The 24429-nt window shown below is 42.9% G+C and carries 17 protein-coding genes and 3 pseudogenes; 11 read left to right on the top strand and 9 right to left on the bottom strand.

What is annotated here, in order from left to right:
* Window positions 1-143: 143 nt before the first annotated feature.
* Window positions 144-591 (top strand): annotated as a pseudogene (locus LC653_RS48040) (transposase family protein); the annotation flags it as partial.
* Here the strand turns inward: LC653_RS48040 and LC653_RS48315 are convergent.
* A pseudogene (locus tag LC653_RS48315) lies at window positions 588-944 on the bottom strand (NAD(P)-binding protein); the annotation flags it as partial. The pseudogenes LC653_RS48040 and LC653_RS48315 overlap by 4 nt on opposite strands.
* Window positions 945-1222: 278 nt before the next feature.
* Here LC653_RS48315 and LC653_RS36870 point away from each other — a divergent pair.
* From LC653_RS36870 to LC653_RS36880, 3 genes are read left to right on the top strand one after another with little or no spacing between them, the layout of a single operon-like run.
* Window positions 1223-2512 (top strand): CheR family methyltransferase, encoded by a 1290-nt coding sequence (locus LC653_RS36870; RefSeq protein ID WP_229500099.1) that lies wholly within the window; start codon window positions 1223-1225, stop codon window positions 2510-2512.
* Between the two features lie 46 nt (window positions 2513-2558).
* Complete coding sequence (locus LC653_RS36875; protein WP_229500102.1) at window positions 2559-4325, top strand: methyl-accepting chemotaxis protein; 1767 nt, start codon at window positions 2559-2561, stop codon at window positions 4323-4325.
* 46 nt (window positions 4326-4371) lie between these two features.
* On the top strand, window positions 4372-5052 hold the full coding sequence (locus tag LC653_RS36880; protein WP_229500105.1) for a chemotaxis protein CheW: 681 nt from the start codon (window positions 4372-4374) through the stop codon (window positions 5050-5052).
* Window positions 5053-5708: 656 nt separating this feature from the next.
* Here LC653_RS36880 and LC653_RS36885 read toward each other — a convergent pair.
* Entirely contained in the window at window positions 5709-6278 is a 570-nt protein-coding gene (locus LC653_RS36885; RefSeq protein ID WP_229500107.1) for a PEP-CTERM sorting domain-containing protein, read from the bottom strand.
* 162 nt (window positions 6279-6440) lie between these two features.
* On the opposite strand from LC653_RS36885, the pseudogene LC653_RS48050 reads away from it, so the two are divergent.
* The 5 genes and pseudogenes from LC653_RS48050 to LC653_RS36910 all read left to right on the top strand — a co-directional run.
* Window positions 6441-6581 (top strand): annotated as a pseudogene (locus LC653_RS48050) (IS701 family transposase); the annotation flags it as partial.
* Window positions 6582-6844: 263 nt separating this feature from the next.
* Complete coding sequence (locus tag LC653_RS36890) at window positions 6845-9886, top strand: hybrid sensor histidine kinase/response regulator (protein ID WP_229500109.1); 3042 nt, start codon at window positions 6845-6847, stop codon at window positions 9884-9886.
* Between the two features lie 28 nt (window positions 9887-9914).
* Window positions 9915-10937, top strand: coding sequence for a chemotaxis response regulator protein-glutamate methylesterase (locus tag LC653_RS36895; protein WP_229500112.1), 1023 nt, complete (start codon window positions 9915-9917; stop codon window positions 10935-10937).
* Between the two features lie 9 nt (window positions 10938-10946).
* Complete coding sequence (locus tag LC653_RS47055; protein WP_308189204.1) at window positions 10947-12443, top strand: adenylate/guanylate cyclase domain-containing protein; 1497 nt, start codon at window positions 10947-10949, stop codon at window positions 12441-12443.
* Between the two features lie 28 nt (window positions 12444-12471).
* On the top strand, window positions 12472-13230 hold the full coding sequence (locus tag LC653_RS36910) for an MBL fold metallo-hydrolase (RefSeq protein ID WP_229500114.1): 759 nt from the start codon (window positions 12472-12474) through the stop codon (window positions 13228-13230).
* Window positions 13231-13404: 174 nt separating this feature from the next.
* On the opposite strand, the gene LC653_RS36915 is transcribed toward LC653_RS36910, so the two are convergent.
* Window positions 13405-13545: a phage integrase N-terminal SAM-like domain-containing protein gene (locus LC653_RS36915; RefSeq protein ID WP_229500117.1), complete on the bottom strand. Its 141-nt coding sequence runs from the start codon at window positions 13543-13545 to the stop codon at window positions 13405-13407.
* Window positions 13499-13687, bottom strand: a complete 189-nt coding sequence (locus LC653_RS47600; RefSeq protein WP_372478269.1) for a phage integrase N-terminal SAM-like domain-containing protein — start codon at window positions 13685-13687, stop codon at window positions 13499-13501. Before LC653_RS47600 ends, LC653_RS36915 begins: the two co-directional genes overlap by 47 nt.
* Before the next feature lie 299 nt (window positions 13688-13986).
* On the opposite strand from LC653_RS47600, the gene LC653_RS36920 reads away from it, so the two are divergent.
* Window positions 13987-15132, top strand: coding sequence for an LLM class flavin-dependent oxidoreductase (locus LC653_RS36920; RefSeq protein WP_229500120.1), 1146 nt, complete (start codon window positions 13987-13989; stop codon window positions 15130-15132).
* Between the two features lie 119 nt (window positions 15133-15251).
* On the opposite strand, the gene LC653_RS36925 is transcribed toward LC653_RS36920, so the two are convergent.
* From LC653_RS36925 to LC653_RS36945, 5 genes are all read right to left on the bottom strand, one after another.
* Entirely contained in the window at window positions 15252-16460 is a 1209-nt protein-coding gene (locus LC653_RS36925; RefSeq protein ID WP_229500122.1) for an MFS transporter, read from the bottom strand.
* A 315-nt stretch (window positions 16461-16775) separates the two neighbouring features.
* Window positions 16776-17006, bottom strand: coding sequence for a transposase family protein (locus LC653_RS36930; protein WP_372478270.1), 231 nt, complete (start codon window positions 17004-17006; stop codon window positions 16776-16778).
* 5 nt (window positions 17007-17011) lie between these two features.
* Entirely contained in the window at window positions 17012-18682 is a 1671-nt protein-coding gene (locus LC653_RS36935) for an FAD-binding oxidoreductase (RefSeq protein ID WP_229500124.1), read from the bottom strand.
* A 24-nt stretch (window positions 18683-18706) separates the two neighbouring features.
* Complete coding sequence (locus tag LC653_RS36940) at window positions 18707-21964, bottom strand: cyclic nucleotide-binding domain-containing protein (RefSeq protein ID WP_229500127.1); 3258 nt, start codon at window positions 21962-21964, stop codon at window positions 18707-18709.
* 339 nt (window positions 21965-22303) lie between these two features.
* The gene (locus tag LC653_RS36945; protein WP_229500129.1) at window positions 22304-22846 is read right to left on the bottom strand and encodes a chemotaxis protein CheW; all 543 of its coding nucleotides are present in this window, start codon (window positions 22844-22846) and stop codon (window positions 22304-22306) included.
* A 397-nt stretch (window positions 22847-23243) separates the two neighbouring features.
* Here LC653_RS36945 and LC653_RS36950 point away from each other — a divergent pair, with 397 nt between their 5' ends.
* The gene (locus LC653_RS36950; protein WP_229500131.1) at window positions 23244-23780 is read left to right on the top strand and encodes a mechanosensitive ion channel family protein; all 537 of its coding nucleotides are present in this window, start codon (window positions 23244-23246) and stop codon (window positions 23778-23780) included.
* Window positions 23781-24429: the final 649 nt, after the last annotated feature.

Raw genomic sequence — 24429 nt, forward strand, 5'->3', positions numbered from 1 at the left:
ACAGTAACTCCACCACGTAAAGAAGCATCTGTTGCTGTTTAATACCTTAGATTATTCATACTTTTGCTAAGTCTCTGATTAACTCAGCCCTGCTGGGTCATTTTGTATAGCTTAGTCTAAACTCCAGGAGATGAGTGATGCAGCAAATTTTCACTACGGTACTAGTTGCAGCGATGTTTTTTAATGGTAATCACAGTCAAGCTTGTGACTATATGAAAGACCATAAACTGATGCGAAGAATGTTAGAAAAATCACGATTCAATCGGAGATTACATAATTTATCAATGTTAATCAACGACTTGTTTCATCAAGTAGGAATGATACTGAAAGATTTAAATGAGACTACGGAATATATTTTAGACTCATTACAATCACCAATGTGTGATAACATTCGGATTTTTAATGTGAGGTTAATTCAGTCGGAACAATTTCGGGCGGAGCCGGAGACGCTCCGCCTCCGGGCTATATTGCTTCCAAAAAACGCTACTTCTACGGAGTTAGAGTCCAGAAGAAACTACGAAAACAGGTATTCCAGTGGAGTTTGTATTTTTACCTGGTAGTGCAAGCGATGTACGTGCTTTGAATGCATTATAAGAGATTTCCTTAGGAAATATACGCTCAAAATTAGTCCGTGTAGGTTGATAGGTAACTCCGTTATAGACTAAAGAACCTCCACCGACTCCTGCGCCAGCATACACGTTAATTCCATCTTCTTGTAAAAGTTCTAATACACCTGTGTAAACATCTATTGGTACAGGCTCACCGAAAACAGCAAAAGAACTCAGCCATGAACAACGACCATCTGGTGTCCGTAAAGTAGCAAATGTATTTTGTGCCGGAGTGATCGACCAACGACCACCACGCTCCAAAACAAGGCAATGTATTCCTGCTTGAGCTAATCTTAGTGCTGTGACTGAGCCACCAAAACCACTGCCAATAATGACGCACTGCCTCCTGGTATAGAGCCAACTGAGCCGGGGGTACTGAGAACACGTATGAAGTATGTTTTCTAAAAGCAGGCAGGACACTGGAAGATTGTCTCGGATCAGAACACTGCTATTTATCCTATGCCATAGCCATTAAGCTTATGAAGTGTACAGTTAATATTGTCGCTCTATGGATAGTAATTTACCAAAATAGTGTGGATTCAAATTTTGATTTGAGCGTCTAAGACGGCTGACTAAAGGCGGTGCGACTATTTCTATTCTAGACGAGCTGAATAATGACTCAGTTATCAATTGAAAATTTACTGAAACAGAAGATAGGCTTAGATCCAAGTACCCTTGGCTCTGTTACCATCAAGAGAGCAATTTCTCAATGCATGGCAAATTGTGGTTTGACTGACATAACAGATTACCTGGCACGGTTGCAAACATCAACTCAGGAACTAGAACAATTGATTGAAATGGTAGTCGTGCCAGAGACATGGTTTTTTCGGGACAGAGAACCTTTTGCATTTTTAAGCCGCTATGTCATGTCTGAATGGTTTCCAAACCATCATGATAAAGTGATGCGTATCTTGAGTGTACCATGTTCAACAGGTGAAGAACCATACTCGGTCGCGATCGCACTTACTGAAGCTGGGTTAGCTACCAAAAATTTTTCTATTGATGCTGTTGATATCAGTAAAAAGTCACTCACCAAAGCAAGCCTTGCTGTTTACAGCAGAAACTCCTTTCGAGGTAACAACAAAGAGAGACAGGAACGCTATTTTGCCCAAGTTGGAGAACAATATCAGTTGTACGAGTCCATAAAAAATACCGTTAACTTCATACACGGTAATCTACTTGACCCTTCTTTTCTTATAGAGAAGGTTCCTTATGATGTGATTTTTTGTCGCAATGTATTAATCTATCTTAATAATTTAGCACAAAAAAAAACATTCCAAACTTTGGAACGTTTATTAGTAGACAATGGGTTGCTCTTTGTCGGACATTCTGAAACACAATTATTAACCCCCCAATTTGTGGCTGTGCGACACCCTCTTGCTTTTGTCTATCAAAAGCAGGAGGATAAAAATCAGGAGTTCAAGCATGAAAAAAAATTAACAAATAAAAAAGAGCCTATAGAAAGGAAAAGAAATTTTCCAAAATTCAACCCGAAACTAGACGTGTCAATCACTTCAAAAGAAATTTTGAAGAAACCAAAAGAAGCGGAAACCATCCCTTTAAACAAGACAAAGAGTTATGATTCTACAAATATCCCAACCTCTACCCTCAAAACTGCCCAAACTCTAGCGGAACGAGGACAGTTACATGAAGCTATTAATTTATGTGAAACTTATTTGCATGAAGAACCAACCATTGCAGATGCTTATCTTTTGTTAGGACAACTATATCGAATACAAGGAAATGAACAACAGGCTGAACAATGCTTTCAAAAAGCGATTTACCTAGAACCAAATCATTATGAAGCACTTATCCATCTAGTCCTACTTAAAGAACGTCGTGGAGATATTGCCAATGCAGCCGTTATTCGACAGCGAATTAAAAGACTGCATAAAAAATTATAATTATTAGAAAAAAATTGTCAGAAAATTTAGCCATATACAATTCACCATGAATCAACTCCTACCTTTTAATAATAAAAAAAACAATAGCTTAGAAGGACGTCTGTTCTTCGCATTTTTCTTCATGGGGTTAATCGTATTAATTGTGTCGATAATTGGCTGGATAGCGACTACCCGGCTAAGCAACCACATCCACACAATAGGGAATAATGCTTTTCCCAGCGTAGTTAATTTATGGAAAATCAAGGAAGGTCAGACTCAGATTCAGTCCTCAGAAAGGTCACAGCTCAATCCAGCAACCAGTCCGGAAACGAGACAAAATGATTCAATCAGAATTAAAAATGCTTGGAAGCAAATCAACGAAGGGTTTAGCGAATACGAAAAACTGAATCGCGATCCAGAACAAGATAAATTATATAAAACATTTCTGCCACTATGGAATAAATGGAAGGAAGGCGAGCAGGAATATCAACAGTTGAATCGAGCATTTGAGAGTCTTGGCATCCTCAATCCTCAGCAAGTACAGATTAATTTATTGACCGAAGGGAAAGCTAATTCACCAGAATTCGCAGCCGCCAAAGCTGCAGTTGAAGCGCTTGATAAGATGAATGAGCAAACAATAGCGAAGAAAGTCTCTACTTTTAAGGAAGCCACAAATGCACTGCTCGCACTCATAACATATAACGAGAATTTGGCAGCAGATGCAAGGCAATCAGCTACTGCTGATGTGAGTCAATCCACATTCTGGATATTAGGCGGTTTGCTAATTGGTCCAGTCGTAGCAGTGATTTTTGGTAAGTACTTTAGTAATACGATCGCTAAACCATTGGGTGCCAAAATTGCCGGAGTTGTGGGAGTCGCAGAACGTATCTCGACTGGCGATCTCACCACCCAAGTCGAAGTCACCGAGGAGCAGGATGAAATTGGAAAATTACTAACCGCTTTTTGCGCTATGAGTCAAAATCTGAATTCGTTAATTCATCAAGTGCAGCAGTCTGGAATTGTGATTACCACCTCAGCCACCCAAATAGCCGCCTCTGGCAAACAATTGGAAGCAACCGTGGCGGAACAAGTTGCTTCTACAAACGAGGTTGTAGCGACAGCGAAGCAAATTGCCACAACTTCTGGGAAACTAGTGAAAACAATGGATGAAGTTGCCGAAACTTCGCAAGTCACTGCTGTTGCAGCAGATGACTCTCAAAAAGATCTCTCTCGCATGGAAGCAACTATGCGTCAGTTAGCAGGTGCTACGGGTGGGATTTCTGCGAAACTGGGAGTCATCAGCGAAAAAGCTAACAATATTAATAGTATTGTCACAACCATCACGAAAGTGGCAGACCAAACCAATCTGCTTTCTCTCAACGCAGCGATAGAAGCTGAAAAAGCCGGAGAGTATGGTATGGGTTTTGCTGTTGTCGCCAGAGAAATTCGTCGCTTAGCCGATCGGACAGCCGTCGCCACCTTGGATATCGAGAGTATGGTTAAAGAAATGCAATCAGCGGTTACCACTGGGGTGATGGAAATGGATAAGTTCACAAAAGCAGTCGAACATGGTGTTGAAGATGTTCAAAATATCAGCATGCAAATCGGTTCAATTATTGAGCAAGTACAAGTTCTGACTCCACGTTTTCAAATGGTGAGTGAGGGTATGGAAGCTCAGTCAGAAAGTGCTCAGCAAATTAGTGAAGCGATGGTGCAGCTGGGTGAAGCTTCCTCACAAACCGCTGATTCATTGCGTGGGATTAACATTGCCATTGGACAATTGAACGAAGCAGCACATGGCTTACGCCAAGAAGTTTCTCGCTTTAAAGTCTAGTTCTAGGAACTAACAGATGCATATGGAAGGAGTTCCCAATTCAAAAGTGCTCAATTGTTGGAATCAAATCGGTATTACAGGCGATCGCTCTTGTCCTGAACTAAAAACCCATATTCATTGCCAAAACTGTCCAGTCTATTCCTGGGCGGGGCGCAGTTTATTAGAACGTGAAGCGCCACAAGAATATATAGATGAGTGGACAAATCTACTTTCTAAGGAAAAATCAGAAAAATCTTTAGAGGTCGGTCATCAAATCGTTTCTATTAAAACGATAACAGTGGGCATCTTTCGACTGCAACAAGAATGGTTAGCACTATCGGCGCAATTAATCAAAGAAGTGATGCCGATATCTACCATTCACACCCTACCACATCGCAGCAACAATATATTTTTGGGGCTGGTGAGTCTCCGGGGTGAAGTCCAGATTTGTATATCGCTTAAAGAGTTCCTGGGAATAGAAACAGCAGATGGCGATCGCCAGAAAATTAGCCCTGTCATCTATGAAAGAATGGTCGTGGTCGAGAAATTTGGCAATCCTTGGGTGTTTCCTGTTGATGAAATATGTGGTATGCACCGCATCCATCCGATGGAACTAACAAATGTGCCTGCGACCTTATCCAAAATGCCAGAAAACTATACACAAGGGCTATTTAACTGGAAAAATCAAAAGGTTGGTTACCTAGATGATGAATTATTATTTTATGCCCTCAGCAAAAAAGTTTTATGAGGTGTGATGCGTAAAACCCCCGTTTTCAAATGGGGGCTATAGCGAATGCCACGCGCTCGTCCCAAGGGGACACGCGCAAGGGACGCTATCAGCAATGATGAGAAGTTTTCTTCTTCTCCATACAGAAATCCAGGGGCTTTAGATTATTATAGGACTTACGCACTGTACAAATAAACCATAATGTGTATCACGGTATTTGGTCGTTTCAAACGCTTCGCATAACCCTAATTTATTTGCTTGCTTTGCGTAGGCGTAGCCCGTCGTAGACATCGCTGTCAGCTAAAAATGGCTGAAATAACCAAATTGTGTATAGTACTTATGTACGATGCGTAAGTTCTAACTCAACTTACTCAACAACACTATTGATAATACTATTAGTGAGTCAAAAAGTGTACAGTGACTTTTTATTTGTCGCGGTGTTAAATTACTGTCATTGAGGCTGTAATGCTTGCATTCAAAGAGCGTTAAGCTTAAAAGTAAAACGGAAACTGACAAGCTATATCAACACCAACACCAATACTTGCAAGCCTAAAGTGGGTAAGGCTTAACTCGATGACAGGAATTTGTCTCAACGCCATTTAATTTGTCACTGTACAAAATGGCTGTAATATGACATTTCATCTATATGTGCACTTACCCCAATAACGCAACTTGGGTTATTTTCTTTGCACTTGCTGTTTGCGCCTTAGGAGGTAGGCACCAAGGACACCTATGAGTGCTAGACCTGGAATTGTGGTCGGTTCGGGAACAGTAGCCGTGTTTGTTTCATTGGCGCTAAAAAATTCCCCAGTAAAATCGACAGGCAATTCATCGCTGACCGAGCGCTCAATGCGAAACACTTCACCAGGGTTGACGCGCGCGCCTGTGAATGTTGCAACTTTGTTGTTCTCAGATAGCGTGACCGTGTAAAGGTTTGAAGTAACAGTGCCAAACTGAGCATCAGGGCTTAACAGACGATACACAATATCACCGACAGAAACATCCAAGTTGTTCAGGTTATTGTTAATGCTAACTGTAGTTCCAGATCCTGTCGTGAGAGTAGGACTAAGATATGGTAGGGACGTAACTTGTAGCTCTGTGAAAGTGAAAACTGGTTCACCAGGTGGAGGCGAGGAGAGAACGTCTAAGGCTTGATTGACGAGCGAGACTGCTTGTGCATTTGCTGCGGTGCCAGCCAAGGTAGCTAATGCCGCAATAGTCGAGAGTGCGAACCTTTTGGTTTTCATGCTCCTGATTAGAACTACAATTTGACAATCAGAGTTTAGGGCTTATCTTCATACAATTAATATATTTTCTGAGAAGTTTATGTAAGAATTACACAATTAATACTCAGACAAAAATTATGTAAAGATTTCGCTTTTAATATTGACTTTGTTCTTCTGTAGGACCTCCGATTTCAAGGTCAAATTCTCAATTGGTATTCTTTGCAAAGAAATTTATTTTATGAAGTCATCCGCTCTTTTATTATTGATAATTTAGCGGCTCAATTCCTTGATCTGAACAACTTGGAGATAATCGTCTCATTCTAAAAGCATGTCATATTGATTTTGTCAATTTGCAAGTCCTAGCTTGTTTGCATTTGGACTGGCGAGCCAGCACAAGCGCGATCGCCAACACTCGCTCGACAACCAAATATCGTTATGCACATAACAGCCAATTTGTACAGTGCGTAAGTCCTATATTATTCATCCCCACCAGTCGCATAGGAGTTCATTTTAACTCCTGACCGGAGGCGGAGCGTCTCCGGCTCCGCTCCTGAATTCTTTTTCGGTAAAGTTTTATAAAATGACTTATGACTAATCACGATATGAGCAATTTCTCCATGCTGGATTTATTCCGTATGGAAGTGGAAGCCCAAGCGATAATATTAAACGATAATCTTTTAGCTCTGGAAGGTAACCCCAACGTCAGCACAGAACTTGAAAGTTTGATGCGTGCATCCCATTCTATCAAGGGTGCTGCTCGCACGGTGCAACTTGATGCTGTTGTGAAAATAGCCCATGTTATGGAAGATTGCTTTGTCGCCGCACAGCAAGGAGCGATCGCGATTGACTCAGCAGATCAAGTCGATGTGCTACTGCAAGGGGTTGATATGATTGAGCGCCTCTCTCAACTTAATGAGAGCGAGGTCAGTAACTGGATAGCAACTAATGAAGGAGAAATTGAAAGTTTAATAACAGCTCTGTGTGCTATCTTGACACCGAATCAGGAAACACAGGAAGACGGGAACGAGGAAGGTTTGACTTCTTCATCCTTAGAACCCGCATCTACTATACCTTCCCCCAATTCAAAGCCAATCATAGAGGACACACAGAATATTGAGAATGATTCTGTAATAAAGGACACTTCGCTTATTTTTGCTTCCCAAAGTACGCAAGTGTCCTCCTCTACAGAGTCTGCAGTGGAAATCCAAAATCTCAAATTGCCAGACGATGAAAATTTTTCCATGCTGGATTTATTCCGGCAGGAAGTGATCGGTCAATCAGCAATACTGAAAGAAAGTTTACTAGAACGCAAAAATAACCCGGAGGTTGGTTATACTAAAGCACAATTAGAACCCTTGATAAAAGCTGCTCATACATTGAGTGGGGCTTCCCGGATTGTCCAAATTAATGCCGCCTTTCGAGTTTCTCATGCGATTGAGCATTGCTTCATCGCTGCTAAGGAAGGAAAATCCCTAGTCGGCTCGCACATTGATAATTGCCTCCAAGGCATTAATGTGCTCCTACGGATCGCGCAAGTCCCTGAAACCGATATAGAAAACTGGTCAGTTCAACATCAAGTAGAAATTGAAACCCTAGTCGCAGCTATCTCTACTATTCCAACGCAGAAAACTGAGGACAAGGAGACAAGAGGACAAGAGAATTCAAAATCGCAAAGCGTTGCGAGCCGAAGCCGCGAGGCGAAGCCGTGGCGGGAAGCGACGCAATCTCAAAATTCAAAATTAGAAGTCTCTTCCTCATCTTCCCCAGCTTCCCCTACTCCTCCTGCTCCCTCATCCGCCATTACCTCATCACCTAAAACTCCAGCCGCAACGACCACATCCACATCGACCAAAGATATTGCAGAAATTCAAAAAGCGAAATCAGCAGACCGGGTGGTGCGAGTCAGCGCAGATAACCTGAATCGCATCATGGGACTCGCTGGAGAATCTCTCGTAGAAGCAAACTGGCTACAACCGTTTGCTAGTTCCTTGCTAAGACTCAAGAAAACCCAAATTGAGCTATCTAATCTTCTGGAAAAACTACAGGAATCCCTAGTTGGGGAAAACCTGAATGAGCGTGCTGCTAACTCGCTCTCGACTTCAAAGGCAAAGGCAAATGAATGTCGCCAAATTCTATCCGACCGCTTGAATGAACTGGAATTATTTGCTCGTCGTTCTGGGAATCTTTCAGATCGTCTCTATCGGGAAGTTATTGCCAGTAATATGCGCCCATTTGCAGATGGTGCTCAGGGATTTCCCCGGATGATGCGGGATTTAGCCAGACGCCTAGGAAAGCAAGTGAAATTTGAAATTATTGGCAAATCAACGCCAGTAGATCGTGATATTTTAGAAAAGTTAGAGGCTCCCCTCACCCATATTTTGCGTAACTCTATCGATCACGGTCTTGAGTCACCTGAAGAACGGCAGGCTGTAGGGAAACCTCCTGAAGGGACGGTGCGATTGGAAGTTGCTCATCGAGCGGGAATGTTATCAATTACAGTTTCCGATGATGGTCGTGGGATAGATTTAGAGCGCCTACGCCAAAAAATTATCAGTAAGGGTATGGTCTCTGCTGACATGGCGGAGCAGTTAACCGAACCCGAATTGATGGAGTTTTTATTTCTGCCAGGTTTTTCTACAGCACAAGCAGTGACTGAAGTTTCTGGTCGCGGTGTTGGTTTGGATGTTGTTCAAAGCATGGTGCAGGAAGTAAGAGGTATCGTGCGAGCGATATCTCAGTTTGGAAAGGGCATGAGTTTTCATTTACAATTGCCACTGACTTTGTCTGTTATTCGCACGTTGTTGGTGGAGATATCAGGAGAACCTTATGCTTTTCCGCTCACGCGCATCGACCGGATTGTCATGATTCATCCCGCTTCTATTTCTGTTGTGGAAAATCGCCAGTATTTTGTTTTGGATGAGCAAAATATAGGATTGGTGGCGGCTCATGAAGTGTTGGAATTGCCAAATTCTGATGTCCACTCAGAAGAATTACCATGCATTATTATTAGCGATCGCTTGAGTCGTTATGCCTTGGTCGTCGATAAATTTCTTGGAGAGCGGGATTTGGTTGTGAAACCTTTAGTTCCCAGCTTGGGGAAAGTACCAGATATTAGCGCTGTTGCATTAATGGATGATGGTTCTCCTGTTCTCATTGTCGATGTTGAAGATTTGCTACGCTCAATTGACAAATTGCTGAGTGTCGGTTTGATAAGCAAAATTAACAAAATGACTGGCAGCGGCGTCACTAAACCACGCAAGCGGATTCTGGTAGTAGATGATTCCATTACTGTACGTGAAATGGAACGGCAGTTGCTAGAAAATAATGGTTATGAAGTTGAAGTCACTGTAGATGGAATGGATGGTTGGAATGCTGTCAGGACAAATTCATATGACCTGGTTCTCAGTGACATTGATATGCCCAGAATGAATGGGTTAGAACTGACGAGCCGGATTAAAAATCATCCCAATTTGAAGTCTGTACCTGTGATTATTGTTTCTTACAAAGACCGTCCAGAAGACCGAATTCGTGGTTTGGAAGTTGGCGCTAATTATTACTTAACCAAGAGTAGTTTTCAGGACAATAGTTTAATAAATGCCGTTATTGACCTAATTGGCGAATCGCTTTGAAGTTTGAATAATTTTTCCGAGTTTTATTATGAGAATAGCTATTGTTAATGATATCCCAAACGTAGTAGAGGCGCTAAAGTCTGTCTTGGCACAAGTTCCAGACTATAAAGTTGCTTGGATTGCTGGTAATGGCACCCAAGCAGTGACAAAATGTGCAGCAGATACCCCTGACTTGATATTGATGGATTTGCTTATGCCAGTAATGGATGGGGTAGAAGTTACGCGCCAAATTATGAGCGATTCTCCATGCGCGATTTTGTTGATCACAGATACTGTCAATGGGGATACATCCAAAGTTTTTGAAGCGATGGGGTATGGTGCACTAGATGCCATACATGCACCTATTTTAGGTCATAGTGGGCAAATCGAAGGCGGTGCAGGGATTTTAGAAAAAATTGCGACAATAGGCAAACTTATTGGGAAAACGAGCAAGCCATCTGGGCGAATTCGAGAGCGTGGAAGTTCCCCATCCGAGTTTACCCCACCCTTGATTGTCATTGGTTCTTCTACTGGCGGTCCCCAAGCCCTTGCAGTTCTTCTTTCTGGGTTACCAGCAAATTTCTCAGCTGCTGTGGTAATTGTGCAGCACGTCGATAAACAGTTTACCTCTGGTTTAGCTGAATGGTTAAACACTCAATCACGATTGCCAGTTAAGCTGGCTCAAGTTGGTTCCCAGATACAAGTTGGGCAAGTTTTGATTGCTGCCACCAATGACCACCTCATATTACAACCAAACTTGAGTCTCTGGTATACTAAAGAACCACGCGATTATCCTTACCGTCCATCTGTGGATGTGTTTTTTAAGAGTGTAGCTCAGCACTGGACTAGAAAGGGAGTTGCAGTCCTATTAACTGGTATGGGAAAAGATGGAGCTCAAGGACTACTATCCTTGCGTTCTACAGGTTGGTATACCATCGCTCAAGACCAAGCGACATCCGTAGTTTATGGTATGCCAAAAGCAGCGGTGGAGTTGAAAGCCGCAGTGGAGATTTTACCAATTGAGGCGATCGCACAAGCTTGTGAAAAGCAATTCTTACGCTCAATCTTTTAAAGCAGAAAAATGGCTAACAACACATCATCTTTTTTCACAGAATACGCGATTACTGTTCTCCTAATCGACGATCAACCCATGATTGGTGAAGCGGTACGCCGGATGTTAGCTGATGAAGAAGATATTGTTTTTCACTACTGTAGCGATCCAGCAGTTGCTATTCCTAAAGCGATAGAGGTTTCGCCAAAAGTCATTCTGCAAGATTTAGTTATGCCTGACATTGATGGCTTACTTTTGTTGCGATTCTTTCGTGCTAATAAGGCAACTCGTAATGTGCCAATGATTGTCCTTTCTTCAAAAGAGGATGCAAAAGTTAAGGCAGAAGCTTTTGCTTTGGGTGCGAATGATTACTTGGTCAAATTGCCCGATCAAGTTGAACTGATTGCTCGCATTCGTTACCATGCCAAAGGTTATATCAACTTATTACAACGCAATGAAGCTTATAAAGCGATCCAAAATTATTCTAAAAAATTAGAGAAATCTAATGAACTCATTCGTCAAGTTTTTGGACGTTATCTCAGTGATGAAGTCGTCGCCAGCTTGTTAGAAAGTCCTGAAGGATTGAAACTGGGTGGAGAGAGACGAAAAATCACTATATTTACTTCTGATTTAAGAGGATTTACAGCTACAGCAGAACGATTATCACCTGAAGAAGTGGTGAAAGTTCTCAACTTCTACCTACATCACATGGCGGAAGTTATTACCAAATACAAAGGAACAATTGATGAATTTATGGGTGATGGGATTTTGGTTCTGTTTGGTGCGCCCACCCCCAGAGAAGACGATGCGATTCGTGCGATCGCCTGTGCGGTAGATATGCAATTGGCAATGGGAGCAGTCAATGAACAAATGGCAGAATGGGGTTTACCAAAACTAGAAATGGGCATTGGTATCAACACTGGTGAAGTCGTTGTCGGAAATATTGGCTCAGATAAACGCACTAAATATGGTATTGTTGGTAGCCAAGTGAATCTTACTTATCGCATTGAATCTTACACACTTGGTGGTCAAATTTTCATTTCCGAATCGACTTATAAAGAAGTAGGACAATTAGTAAAAATTGATGGGGAAAGGCAAGTAACACCAAAAGGAGTTAAGCAGCCAATTACCATCTATGAAGTCGGTGGTATTGGTGGAGAATATAATCTTTTCTTGAGCAAAGAAGAAGAAGTCTTCTTTTCCCTTACTGAAGAAATCCCAATACAATATGCAGTTTTGGATGGAAAGCATATTAATGATAACTTATCAAAGGGAAGTTTAGTCAAGCTTTCTGCCAATAGAGCACTTGTTCGTACAATTCCAGGTGCTACTAACGGAATACCATTGCCACTCAGCAATCTCAACCTGAACTTCTTAACACCTTCCACTTCAACAGAAGGTGGTGGTGATATTTATGCTAAAGTTTTGGCAGAACCAGCAGAGCATGGAAGTTTTTATATTGGTTTTACTGCCATGCCTCCATCTATAAAAGTAGGGCTTGATGAACTGTATCAATCACTGAAATAATTTAAACCATTAATACTTGACAACTCTTATGAAGTTAATCTTTTTAGGTTCAGGTTCAGCTTTTACCGTAGGAGCAGACAATTTTCAATCAAATATACTTTTAACCGACCAAGAGAAGAAACTTTTAATTGATTGCGGTTCAGATATTCGATTTTCATTACACGCAGTTGAATTATCATATCTGGATATTACTGATATTTATATTAGCCATTTGCATTCGGATCATATAGGAGGATTAGAATACATTGGGTTTAGTACAAAATTTGATCCACGCTGCCAAAAGCCTAATCTTTATTTGAGTAAAGATTTAGCAGGTGAAATTTGGGAAAGAAGTTTATCTGGCGGAATGAGATCGGTTCAAGGGGATGTGACAGATTTAAATTCCTTTTTTAACGTGAATATAATTCCTCGTCATGAAAATTTTACTTGGGGAGGAATAAAGTTTCATACGGTGAGAGTTATACATGTTGATAATGGATATTTTTTAATGCCAAGTTATGGACTATTTTTTGAAATCAATGGAACTAAAGTCTTTTTAACCACAGATACTCAACTGGCTCTAGAAGAAAATGGAGAATTTTATGAGCAAGCAGATATTATCTTCCACGATTGTGAAACAGCAAAATTTCCGAGTACAGTCCATGCTCATTACGAGCAACTAGTGACTTTGCCAGACAAAATAAAAAATAAAATCTGGTTGTATGGTTATCAACCAGGTACACTTCCTGACGCAAGAAAAGATGGATTTCATGGTTTTGTGAAACGAGGTCAAACTTTTGATTTTTGAATGATGAGTTAGAGGATGTTTGGAATGTTTTGTTTTGTAGCAAAATACATTGATGATCCTCCTAACCCGGATTTCTCACAAGTAAAGAACTCTTGCATAAATATTTTGTGGTATGATTAGGGGTTATTCTAATTTCAGTTTTTGGTGAGAGGTTATAAATTTTTTCGAGCAGTATTACCCTGCGATCGCTAAATTAAAATCAGAAGGCGATCGTTTCCTTAGAACAGCATGAAGTGCTTGATTTTGCGTTGATGCAGCCACATTTTCATTAACCGCAAGATGCGTTAAAAACGTTTCTATTTCGGTACTTTCCATGTATGAAAGGATGGCGTTTATTATGAAAAAGGATATAGCGTCGAATCCAGTAAATGTAAGTCTTCTCTGTTTGGTAAGAATAGTGTTTAAGCCGGATAACATCTTGTACTTGTTCAAGCAGTTTCTTTGGGCGTTGTTCCATCGGTGTTATACAGAAAAATTCCGTTTAATACTCTAAATCAGGATGTTATACAGAAAAGTTCTTGATAACACCAAGGGATATAAGGAAAAATTCCATATAATCCTCCTGTGAAGGGTGGTTATACGGAAAAATTCTGTATAATACCCAAATAAGGGGGTAAAAAAGAAGTTTTCCGTATATTCAAACAGGATTTCCTTAGAATGCCTGATATATCAGGATTAAAAAAAGATTATACGTAAAGTTTCCGTATAATAATATAGTTGGGCGGCACGGAACGAATGAACGACTGTAAAGACTCAATGCAGAATTCCCTGAAGCTCGGATTCTTCATCCAGCCCGTCCACCCGCCGTCCCGTTCCTATGGGGACGTTCTCCGCGAGGATCGCGAAGCGGTCGTGCTCGCCGACCGGCTCGGCTACCGCGAGGCCTTCATCGGCGAGCATCTCGTCGACTCGGCCGAGACGATCACCTCGAGCCTCGCTTTCATTGCGAATCTCGCCGATGCGTGCCCGTCGATCACCTTCGGTACCGGCGTGCTTCCGCTCGCCAACTACCACCCGGCGATGGTGGCGGCGCAGGTCGCGATGGTGGACCACCTGGTGCAGGGTCGATTGATCTTGGGAGTCGGACCCGGCGTTGCCGGTGACGCAGAAGCCATCGGAGATTTGGGCTCGGACCGAAATCGCAAGACCCAGGAGGCGCTCGAGCACATGTGCCGGATCTGGAGCGAAGAGCCGCCGTACCGGATCGAAGGCAAGTTCTACCGGACCACCACGGAGCGCTCGCTCGATCGGAACATCGGAGTGGGTGTCGCTGTCCGACCGCTGCAAGAGCCCCATCCGCCCATCGCCATCACCTCGATCCGACCGGACGCTCAGGGACCGCACGCCGCGGGAGCGCGCGGCTGGTCCGGAATCTCGGCGACCTACGTGGGTGCGTACGTCGTCCGGGCCCACATTAAGAACTACCTGGAAGGCCGGCGATCGGCGGGCCTCTGTGCCGATGCTTCCGGGTGGCGCGTGGCGCGCAGCGTTTTCGTGGCCGATGACGAGGCCACGGCACATCGCTACGTGCATCGCGAGGACGGCGCGCACGACTTCTACTTCCACGTCATGAGGACCAAGCTCGCGAAGGCCGGCGCGCTGGACGTCATGCGCGACTTTCCCGACCAGCCGGATTCCGAGCTCTCTACGAAGCGGTGCATCGAGCGTCTCGTAATCGCGGGAACCCCCCAGAGCGTCGCGGACCAGATTCTTGCATTCCGCAACGAGGTCGGCGCGTTCGGCACACTGCTCTACACGGGCCACGACTGGACCGATCCAGCGCTCGCCCGGCGCTCCATGGAGCTCATGGCGAACGAGGTCTGTCCCCGGATCGATCGGGCCGCGTATGGGACGACACCAAAAGGTCAAACTACGGTAAGGCATTTTCAGTCTGATGGATAGCCCAACCATTGCGTGCAGCCGACGCCCGTCAGCGGGCGCGGCTGACGCAGGCGTTCGGCGGCAGAAATAAGCGCCTTCTCACCTCGAACCCAGATGTCTGCTCCTGTGCTACATAAAGGCTACTGTTCTCCCGTAACCATAGGCACCTGCTGCGCGCGCTTCCACCGTCGTTGGGCGATGAGTAAGATCGGTATCGTCGTAATGTACACCAGCGTTCCCGCACTCAGCGCCGTTCGCAGGGAAGCTGTTGTAGCAAGCCATCCAAGCACTGGAGTTCCAGCGATATTACCAAGTGCATTCGCCTGCCAATAGGTCGATATCACGGTCGCACGGCTCTGCTGAGGCGCATTGAGATTGACCCACTGCAACAGTAATGGCCGACTAACGTTCCGGCACGTTTGTGTAAGACAAAACCCTGCAAATCCAATTGTAAACAAGTTTGTGAGCGCAAACAGAAAACTGCCAACGAGCATTCCGCAATAGAGTCCGACCAGTAACTTTATGATCACCAATTGGTCTATCGTTTGGTAGCGGCGACGGACAATTTCCATACCAAGCAGCGACAGAACACTAATAACGCCATTAATGATACCTAGCCAACTCACAGATGACAGTGCTCTCCAGGAAGGCAAACCAATCGTTGTAAAAAAGTGCGGCGTATGCAGCCGATCAAAGGCGCCAAGAGACACACCAATAACGATACCGAGTAACAGAATCAACCAAAGAACTGAATGCGTTTGTATCAGTTGAAAACTATCACGAAGTGGTCGAGTAACAATTGTCCAAGTGCTTTGTTTTTCTACTCTCGAAGTCGGCCCAAATCCATTCTCGGTCATCGTAAAGGATAAGACAATACCAAGGAATAAGCATAGACATGCACCGACGATAATTGGCAAGGAAACACTCGCAGAAGCAAGGATGGCGCCAAGAAATGTACCAATGATTGTCAAGACTTGGCCCAGTTGTGTGGCGCGCAAAAACAGCGAACCGACACGCTCCGTTCCAATCTCGTCGGTAATCCAAGCTGCTTCTGCGCCACTAAAAAACGTAAGTCCAATACCCCACAGTACTTGTGCCACCAGCACTCCAGCAAAAGAAGGGGATAAAATCTCAAAGAGGAAGCCGCCACCGCAGAGAACAATTCCAAGAATGACTGATAGGCGCCGACTGACAAGATCAGCAAACATACCAGTCGGAATTTCACAAAGAAAGGTCATACTCTCCAACACAACACCGACAACAACAAGCTGGAAAGGGCTAAGACCAAGCGTGACCGTATGATAGGCAAATTCATAGGTCAACACAAGTGCAAAGGCAAATGACTTCACGCTCCTCATAAGGAGGTAAAGTGTTTCTGGCGGAATGCGAGAGCGCAATGGAGATCCTGTTGTTAGTCGCTTGTGCGAAGACGTAAATTCTATTCTATCACAAGAACTCTTGCATAAATATTTTGTGGTATGATTAAGGGTTATTCTAATTTCAGTTTTTGGTGAGAGGTTATAAATTTTTTCGAGCAGTATTATCAGGCGATAAGCCTACGGCATGGCTTCGCTTACCGCTAACTAAAAAAAATGGTAGCAAACGTTGTTTCAGTTATAGATTAATTACTGAAATTATTTGATAAATTTCAGTAATTAATCTATTTACATGGCTAATTCGTGATTATAAATTCCCGCAATTAAATTCGACCTTAAGCCAAAACGTCGGTGACGATTTCGATATCTATCAGACAAAATTTTAAATATTTTTAGACGACGATTTACGTGTTCAACAGCAATTCTTAATCGATTAAGTTCTCGATTATATTTCTTTTGTTCTTTCGTCAACCTTCCACCTTTTAGTTGGATATATTTAATTGATACATCATCAAAGATGAGTCCTAAGCGTCGATGATAACTTTCCCTGTTGGGTAAGCAATGCAAGTCAAAATATACCCTTCTTCTTGCTCGCTCTCATCGAGTGCCTCAGGCTCTCCTGTATACTTTACCTCGCCTTGTAGCTTCCGAATTTTACAGGTGCCACAAACTCCGCTGCGACAGCTACTATCAAGATTGACTCCTTCTTGCTCTGCCAGATCCAAAATCGGGTCTTCTCCTCCACAGGTGATTTCTTTACCTGATTTGGAAAAGACCAAAATTACGGAAGCTGCTGTCTGCGATGCCGCAACTACGGTTGAAACCACTGGCTGTGCTACTGTTGGCGTGACCTCAGCAACTGGTTCAACGAATGGGGGAGGAGCAACAGTAGGAGCAATGGGAGGATTCGCAGCAGGGGGCACAGGGGTTGATGATGGCTGCAATTTTGCCTTTTTCGCTCCGCCAAAACTTTCTTCGTAGTAGTTTTGCATCGGGAAACCGATTTGCTCCAGCATGGTTTTGACCCCTTGCATAAAGGAATTGGGACCACAGACGTAAACTGTACGCTGCCAAAAGTCTGGATCGATCGCATATAGCAATTGTTCGGTGAGTCTCCCAGTAAAGCCCCACCAAGGTTGACCAGGTTCTGGTCGAGTGATGGAGAACGCTAGACGAAACTTAGGATTGTGCGAGGACATCAACTCCAATTCCTGGCGGAAAATAATATCGCGAGGACTGCGAGCGCTATGAAAAAAGATGATATCACAATCAGCAGCAGTATCCAAAACCCAGCGTGACATAGACATCATTGGCGTTATGCCACTTCCTGCGGAAATCATCAACATTTTCTCGGAAGGATTGGCAAAACAAGTGAATTTTCCCAACGGACCGCTGATTTTGATTTCATGACCGACTCTTAAGTTGTCGTGCAACCAGTTGGACACTAATCCTGGTGAAATATCAGGAGCATCTGGTGGGGATGGGACACGCTTAACTGTAATTTCTACAGTGTGGGGTCGTGAAGGGGTGGAAGAAATTGAGTAAGAGCGTTTGACTGGCTTGCCATTGATTTCCAAATTTAGGGTCATAAACTGACCCGGTTGGTAGGTAAATAACAATGATGCTTCAGCAGCAAAGCGAAAAGTTTTGACATCATGGGTTTCGTCAATCACCGCCACACAGCGAACCATCACATCCCCTTTCATCCATCGACTCATCTGGTCTGGTGGTACAAGTGCAACCGGCATATACTCACTAGGGTGACGGGTAGACTCAACTTGTTGATGGGGAACAGAGATGGTGATGTTTGCTGATTTCTTCTGAGTTGAAGGTTGAGTTTGAACTTCCTCGGTTTGCGTGAGGTGGTGTCCATTTGATGAAGTTGCTTCAACTGTGAGGATAAATTCACCAATCCGAATAATGTCATTATTTTTGAGGAGATACTTTTGGTTGACATTTGCCACTTCATCATTAATTCGAGAACCACCAAGGCTGGCAAGGTCACTAAAGTAATATTGTTCTTTCTCATGGCGCAAACTTCCATGAATGCGACTCACCTCAGAACTGGGGAGAACGATACCACAATTGCGCGATCGCCCAATGAAACACTCACCATTGATCAGCATTTCTGGGTTTATTTCTAGCTCTTTGCCCTCTGTGGGTGCTTTTGAGTTGAAAAGCTTGAGTTTGAGCATTGCCTTATTTCCCAACTTTTATGGTTAAGACTGAGATTTGACTTTTGTTGTTAGCCTTTGCAGGCGACCAATTATGTTGAGCAAAAGGCTCCTCGACACGTCAGGATCGTTACGTAACACTGCCTCAAAATCCTTAGTCTCAATCACCAATGCTCGATTTCTCTCGGCTTTAGCGACTACGTTTGCTGAACGTGGCTGGCGGCTGATGACTCCCATCTCACCGATGGTTTCACCTGTCCGAACCATATTGATCACAACCTCACTCTCCCCTCGCAAAACCGTGACATCAGCTTCACCATCAATTAACAGGAGTAGTTCATTGGATGGTTCTCCTGCCTTGCACATCATTTCACCCTGAGTATAAACTCGAATCTCTGCCTGACGAGCCAATTCAATAAGTGCTTCCGGCTTGACAGTTCTCAGGAGGCTAGTCTCAAATAACAAAAACAGCTTTTCTAGAGTGCTTAAACTTTCAGAGGGTGCGACGGACTGTATCGACGCTTGCTTTTTCCAATTGACGGTGATCGAAGGTTCCTCCGCTTGACTAAACCGAATCACATCTCCCTGATTAAGCCGTACTGTATTGTTTTGCTCGCGTTTGTCATTAATCCGCAAACCATAAGCACTTTTGAGCACAGTCACGCTGGCTCCTTGCTCGTCAAGGTGAAGAATGGCGTGCTGTTGGGAGACTTTCGGACTGGGCAAGATGATGTCATTTGTCACGCTTCGTCCGATTTGGATAGCTGGTTGCTGGAAGAAAAGCTGTTCTTTTGTGTCTCTTACCATCACTTGGACGATTAAAGTTTGCACCATAGTGGTCACTTGTGCGTTGGAAAGACCCAAAATATTTTCTGCTGTTTCCTTTACCAGCCAATCTCCGGGCTTCGTCGAATTGAGTAACTGACGTGCATATTGCCGACTTTGTTGAGGATCGAGTTGAGCAAGTGCATGAAGTGCTGCTGCTTGGACAAGTGGCTCTAGCTCTTGCAGAAGTTCTTTGAGGACTTCAATCACAGAAGTCTGACGTTTTGCTGATGTGACTTTTGGTATCGGTTGTCCAGCAATGAAGAGCTGAGTTGGTATTTCGTCATCAACCATCTGTGCTTGAGTATCAAGCGTTGCTGGTTCTAACTCATCTGATTGTAGTATGGCGATCGCCTTTACACCGAGTCTTTCTTGCCACTGTGTATCCTCAGTAGATTCTCGAAATATTTTGGGCAAGACATTGTCTGCGAGTAATCCCATCGCACTGGCAATTTTCACAGCTTCAGGTGCATCTCCCAAAACTTCTAGAATATTCAGCAGTTGCTTGGTGACAATTTGTTCTTTGTTATGAATGGCAACCAATCGCAGCAAAATATACACAGGTGCAGAGGGGTTAGGAACCAAATTGCTCAGTATTTGGTCACGGACAGTTAGTTGCTTTAACTGCTCTAACAGCATTTCTGCCTTGCGGAGAATAGCACTGTTTTCATCAGTTATCTGTCCCAAGATTTGTGCTTGTTCCTCTGCAGTAATTCCGTACTCCTGCTTCAAAGCTTGAATTTGCTTTTCTCTGCGTTGGAGTGCTTGACGTAGAGGAACACCCATCTCCACCAAGTCCAGAAGTTGCAGTTCTAGGGCTTGCCGATAATTTTCAATCCGTAATTGGTTTTCCCGGCTTCTTCGCTTGCTTGGGTCGAGCAAATCTGGGTTTTCCACTCCCAGTTCTGTGAGGATATTATAATGCTCTTCGTCCTTAATCCCCAGTTCCAGGCGAATTTGCTTGAATCCTTCCAAGCTATTGGCAGGGTCAATATTTCCTTGTTCCAATTCTTCCCGTAGTAACCCTTTGTAGACTTGAAAACTGGATTCTTTACTAAAACTGGGCAGTACTTTGGCAAGAACATAAACCTCATCAGGTTTGAGTTCCTCCATTGTTCGACCTTCTAAGAATTTGGAGAAGTCAACCGTGAGTTTGCTCAACTGACGACGCAGACTTTCGGCAAGGCTTTCTCGTGAATAGGTTTCTGCGCTACGAGCAATCGTTCTATAAAGCCACACTGTACTGACAAGGATGACCAAAGCGTTAAATCCTAGCTCCACAAAAGTTGGTAGCTGTTTGAGTATCGGTCGCCCAGCAAACAAAAAGTAAATGTTAAAGACTAGAAACGTGCTAATTGAAAAAATTATGTGTTGTACTTGTTGTTGACTCAGAGGTTTATTAATGCGTTGCCGATCAGCCTTATAAGCCTTTTCTATCCTAGAAAATAAGAAATAGCTAGCTATTACAAAAGCCCCAATCGTGAGCGGAACAGCAACCAATTTAGGAATAGGAATTGACTGACCAAAAATGTAAAATCCCGGAGCGAAAAGAGTTGCTAACTGATTTTCTTCGTGACTCCAAACTCCAGAGTAGTAGTAATCAAAAGTGCCTGAGTACAGGAAGTAATAGAGATAAAATCCAACGACTAATCCTACATAGCCGTACTGAACAAATCGGCGACCAGGCTTGTTGAAAACTTCCCAATAAGATCGTTCTGCATCAATGTCCATACAAGGAGATTGGCAGCTCACACAGGTACTTTTCTCACTACCTTCTTTGTCCACTGCTCGACACATAGATTGAGTGATAATCTGTTTCTGTCCTTGGTGCGCCTCACTTCCAAACAATCCTCTTGGTCCGTTGTAGACCATCTGCACCGGACCCATAGGACAGATATACTGACACCAAGTTTTACCAGCATATAAATATCCTACTAATATGGCTGATAGGATGGTGAGGAGCAAAAAAGACCCCAAAAACAAACGGTCTGAGTTAATGAAGAGAATTCTCAAGCAAAGACCAATGCAGAGAAATCCAAATTGGAAGTATAAATGATTGCGTCCCAGCCAAGAATCTTTTAATACCTTAGCCAGTTCATAGCGCACCGCTCCTGTACGGGGATTGGTAATTTTGCGTTGACGTTGCTTTCCTAATGCTCTAGGAATTTGTGATAGAAAAGATAACGGGCAAATGCGTCGCCATGTTTCATGACCAAAAACTATCAGAATCATGACACCGCAAGGTATCACAATTCCCCAGAAGATTTTTGCCCCAAGAGCAAAAGGTTTGACATCAACACACTTTCCTTGTACTGTCGCAACCTCTTTGCATTTCACCGGATCTAACAAATCCGGATTAAGACGAAAAATGCTCCATTCCGTCGTAGGCTGTGTTAGGTAGGGCGAAATCGGGTCATAGAATAACGAAACAATGAGTAAAAGCCAGCCACTAACAAGCAGCCATCTAACAAAATGCATTTGTTTTTCTGGCACACGGTGAAACATATGAACCTATCCTGATGATAATTTTTGTGAAAATAGTTATGTAAGCTTATATATAACAGTAAAAATCAAAGTTACTGAACTGGTTGACTCAAATAATCTTTGAGTGATCATCATAAACTATACACTTTTTCTCTAGTTCTTCTCTTTTTTGTTATTTTTTTATGAAAAGTAGATTTCTGACTACAGGGTCTTGTAGTGATAAAATTTACAATACTACTGTCCGCAGCGACCTAAGAGAAGCAATTTATACTCAAATATTGTTTTTTCATTTTGATTACTGAGTTATAGGTACTTTTTTGGTTAATAACTCTGCTATTGAGGTAACAGTAAAGTTCGCTCTCGTTCTGGCAAAATGTTATCCAACTGAAGGCACTGAATCATTCCTTGTGCATCGTTAATCATTTCTCCCAAATAAGGAGCAGTATTAACTTTAATTCCTGTCACAAAAAACTCAGTTTCTTGCTTGCGGAATATGTCAGTTACGCGTTCTGCCATCAATCCTAAAATATGCGATGGTTGAGAGGCATTCGCCTCTTGTGTCTGTGTATGATAGCGGCTTCCCGTAAGAGAATTATCGTTGTGGCTTTGGTAATTCACTAAGATAATCCTACTACTGAATAGAGGACGGCAAGGAGTACCCTGAATTAAACGGCATAAATCAATCACTGGTACAAGACGATTCCGGTAGTTAAATACACCAGCGATATAATCAGGCGCATGATGTAAAGTTTTCAGTACTACTTTAGGCACTACTTCTACAACGCGCTGACTCTCCAAGGCATAACGGTCATTTTTGATATAGAAAAGCAACATTAACATAGATTCAGATAATAAGTTGGATTTAGTGATGGTCAAGAGTGGATTTGCTTCCCCGTGTCAATTTCCAGGCTTTCCGCAGATTAGTATTTTTTGTGAGATAGATATTAACTTAAATAATCAATCTTATTATACTTGTGTTTATGCTTAGTTTAATAAGCTGTTGTGCATTAAAAATGCACAACAGCAAGGCAGATCGCCCTTGGCGTCTCCCCTTGGGAGAAGGCAGCTATGCTGGAGGCAGCGGGAGCTGAAGGGAAAAGAGTTTCAATGATTGACTAGACCAAAATAATATGCAAGTTAAAAGCGCAACAGCTTAGTTTCGATTGACTAGTGAAGAATTGCATCAGTTCGTAGCTTATGCATGTTATTCATTCTATAGACAAAGCCTTACCGTAGCCTTAAAAAGCGTTGAAGCGTTAAAAAGAGGTATGTTTTGATACAAAAAGAGCAAGTCTTCAACCACAATCAACTAGCAACAATAGTCACTCTTGTCCAAGAACTATGGACAGAATTATTAAAGTTGTGGAAATTGACATTATTTAAAATTGGCGATAGTAGTGTATCCTTTCAGTCAATTATTGTCTTCATTCTGTCGGTCATATTAGTTATTTTCCTCTCTCGCACTCTCAGTAATTTTCTTAAAAATAGACTACTCATTAAAGTGGAAATGGACGAAGGTAACCGGGAGGCGATCGCTGTTATTGTTCGTTATTTGCTAGTTGGCTTGGGCATCATTATTGTTCTGCAAAGCATTGGCTTTAACCTCGGCTCTTTGGTAGTTTTAGCAGGTGGTTTGGGAGTAGGCATTGGCTTCGGTATCCAGGATTTGACAACCAACTTTGTCAGCGGTCTCACACTCTTATTAGACCGACCTGTCAAGGTAGGAGACTATGTTGAATTAGATGGTTTAAGTGGAACAGTCAAAGCCATTTCTATTCGGTCTACCATCATCAAAACTGGGTTTAGTTGATACTACAGAAGATGACCAAAATCCTTTGGATTGGGTAAGGAAACGGTTAAAAAACCTTTTCAAAGTTTAAATTTTAACGTGAGCTTCCAACGAATGGAATTCGTTATACCACCTGGGTTGCATCCGTTGAAAAACTTTTCGGTAAAGCTGAATGCTGTACGTTCGTTAATGTTCTCAATTTCACACAAAATGCAGTTAACTTCTGTGCTTAGATACACAATTTCACTTTCAGTAAATCGAAAACTTTTTTTCCAAGAGAGAGAACGCTAACCCGCATTTCTCACAAGCAGTAAAAAATTAATTTACATGACCTGATGTAAGACTTTTTTTTGATACATTATCCCTCTTCTGTCACTCTCCGAAAACTTTTGCCATTTCTGAATTCTAGAGCTTTTGTATACGAAGCGATGTCTACAACGGGCTACGCCTACGCAAGATTTTTTCCTAATAACAAATACAATAAGCAAGTTTTTCTAATAAGATAGCTTGTATTGATTGATAAAGCTTCTAGAGATTGCCCTCCCGGAAAGTGACAGAAGCTGTTCATGAGCGATCGCCCATTATGGCTGAAAGAAACCATTCTGTTTTCTTAGGAGCAGCCCCACTGGCGGCGATCGCCACCCGCTATGAATGGAAGAAACTATTTTGA

Origin of the sequence: Nostoc mirabile CHAB5784 (assembly GCF_020829645.1) — a bacterium.
Lineage (GTDB): Bacteria > Cyanobacteriota > Cyanobacteriia > Cyanobacteriales > Nostocaceae > Nostoc > Nostoc mirabile.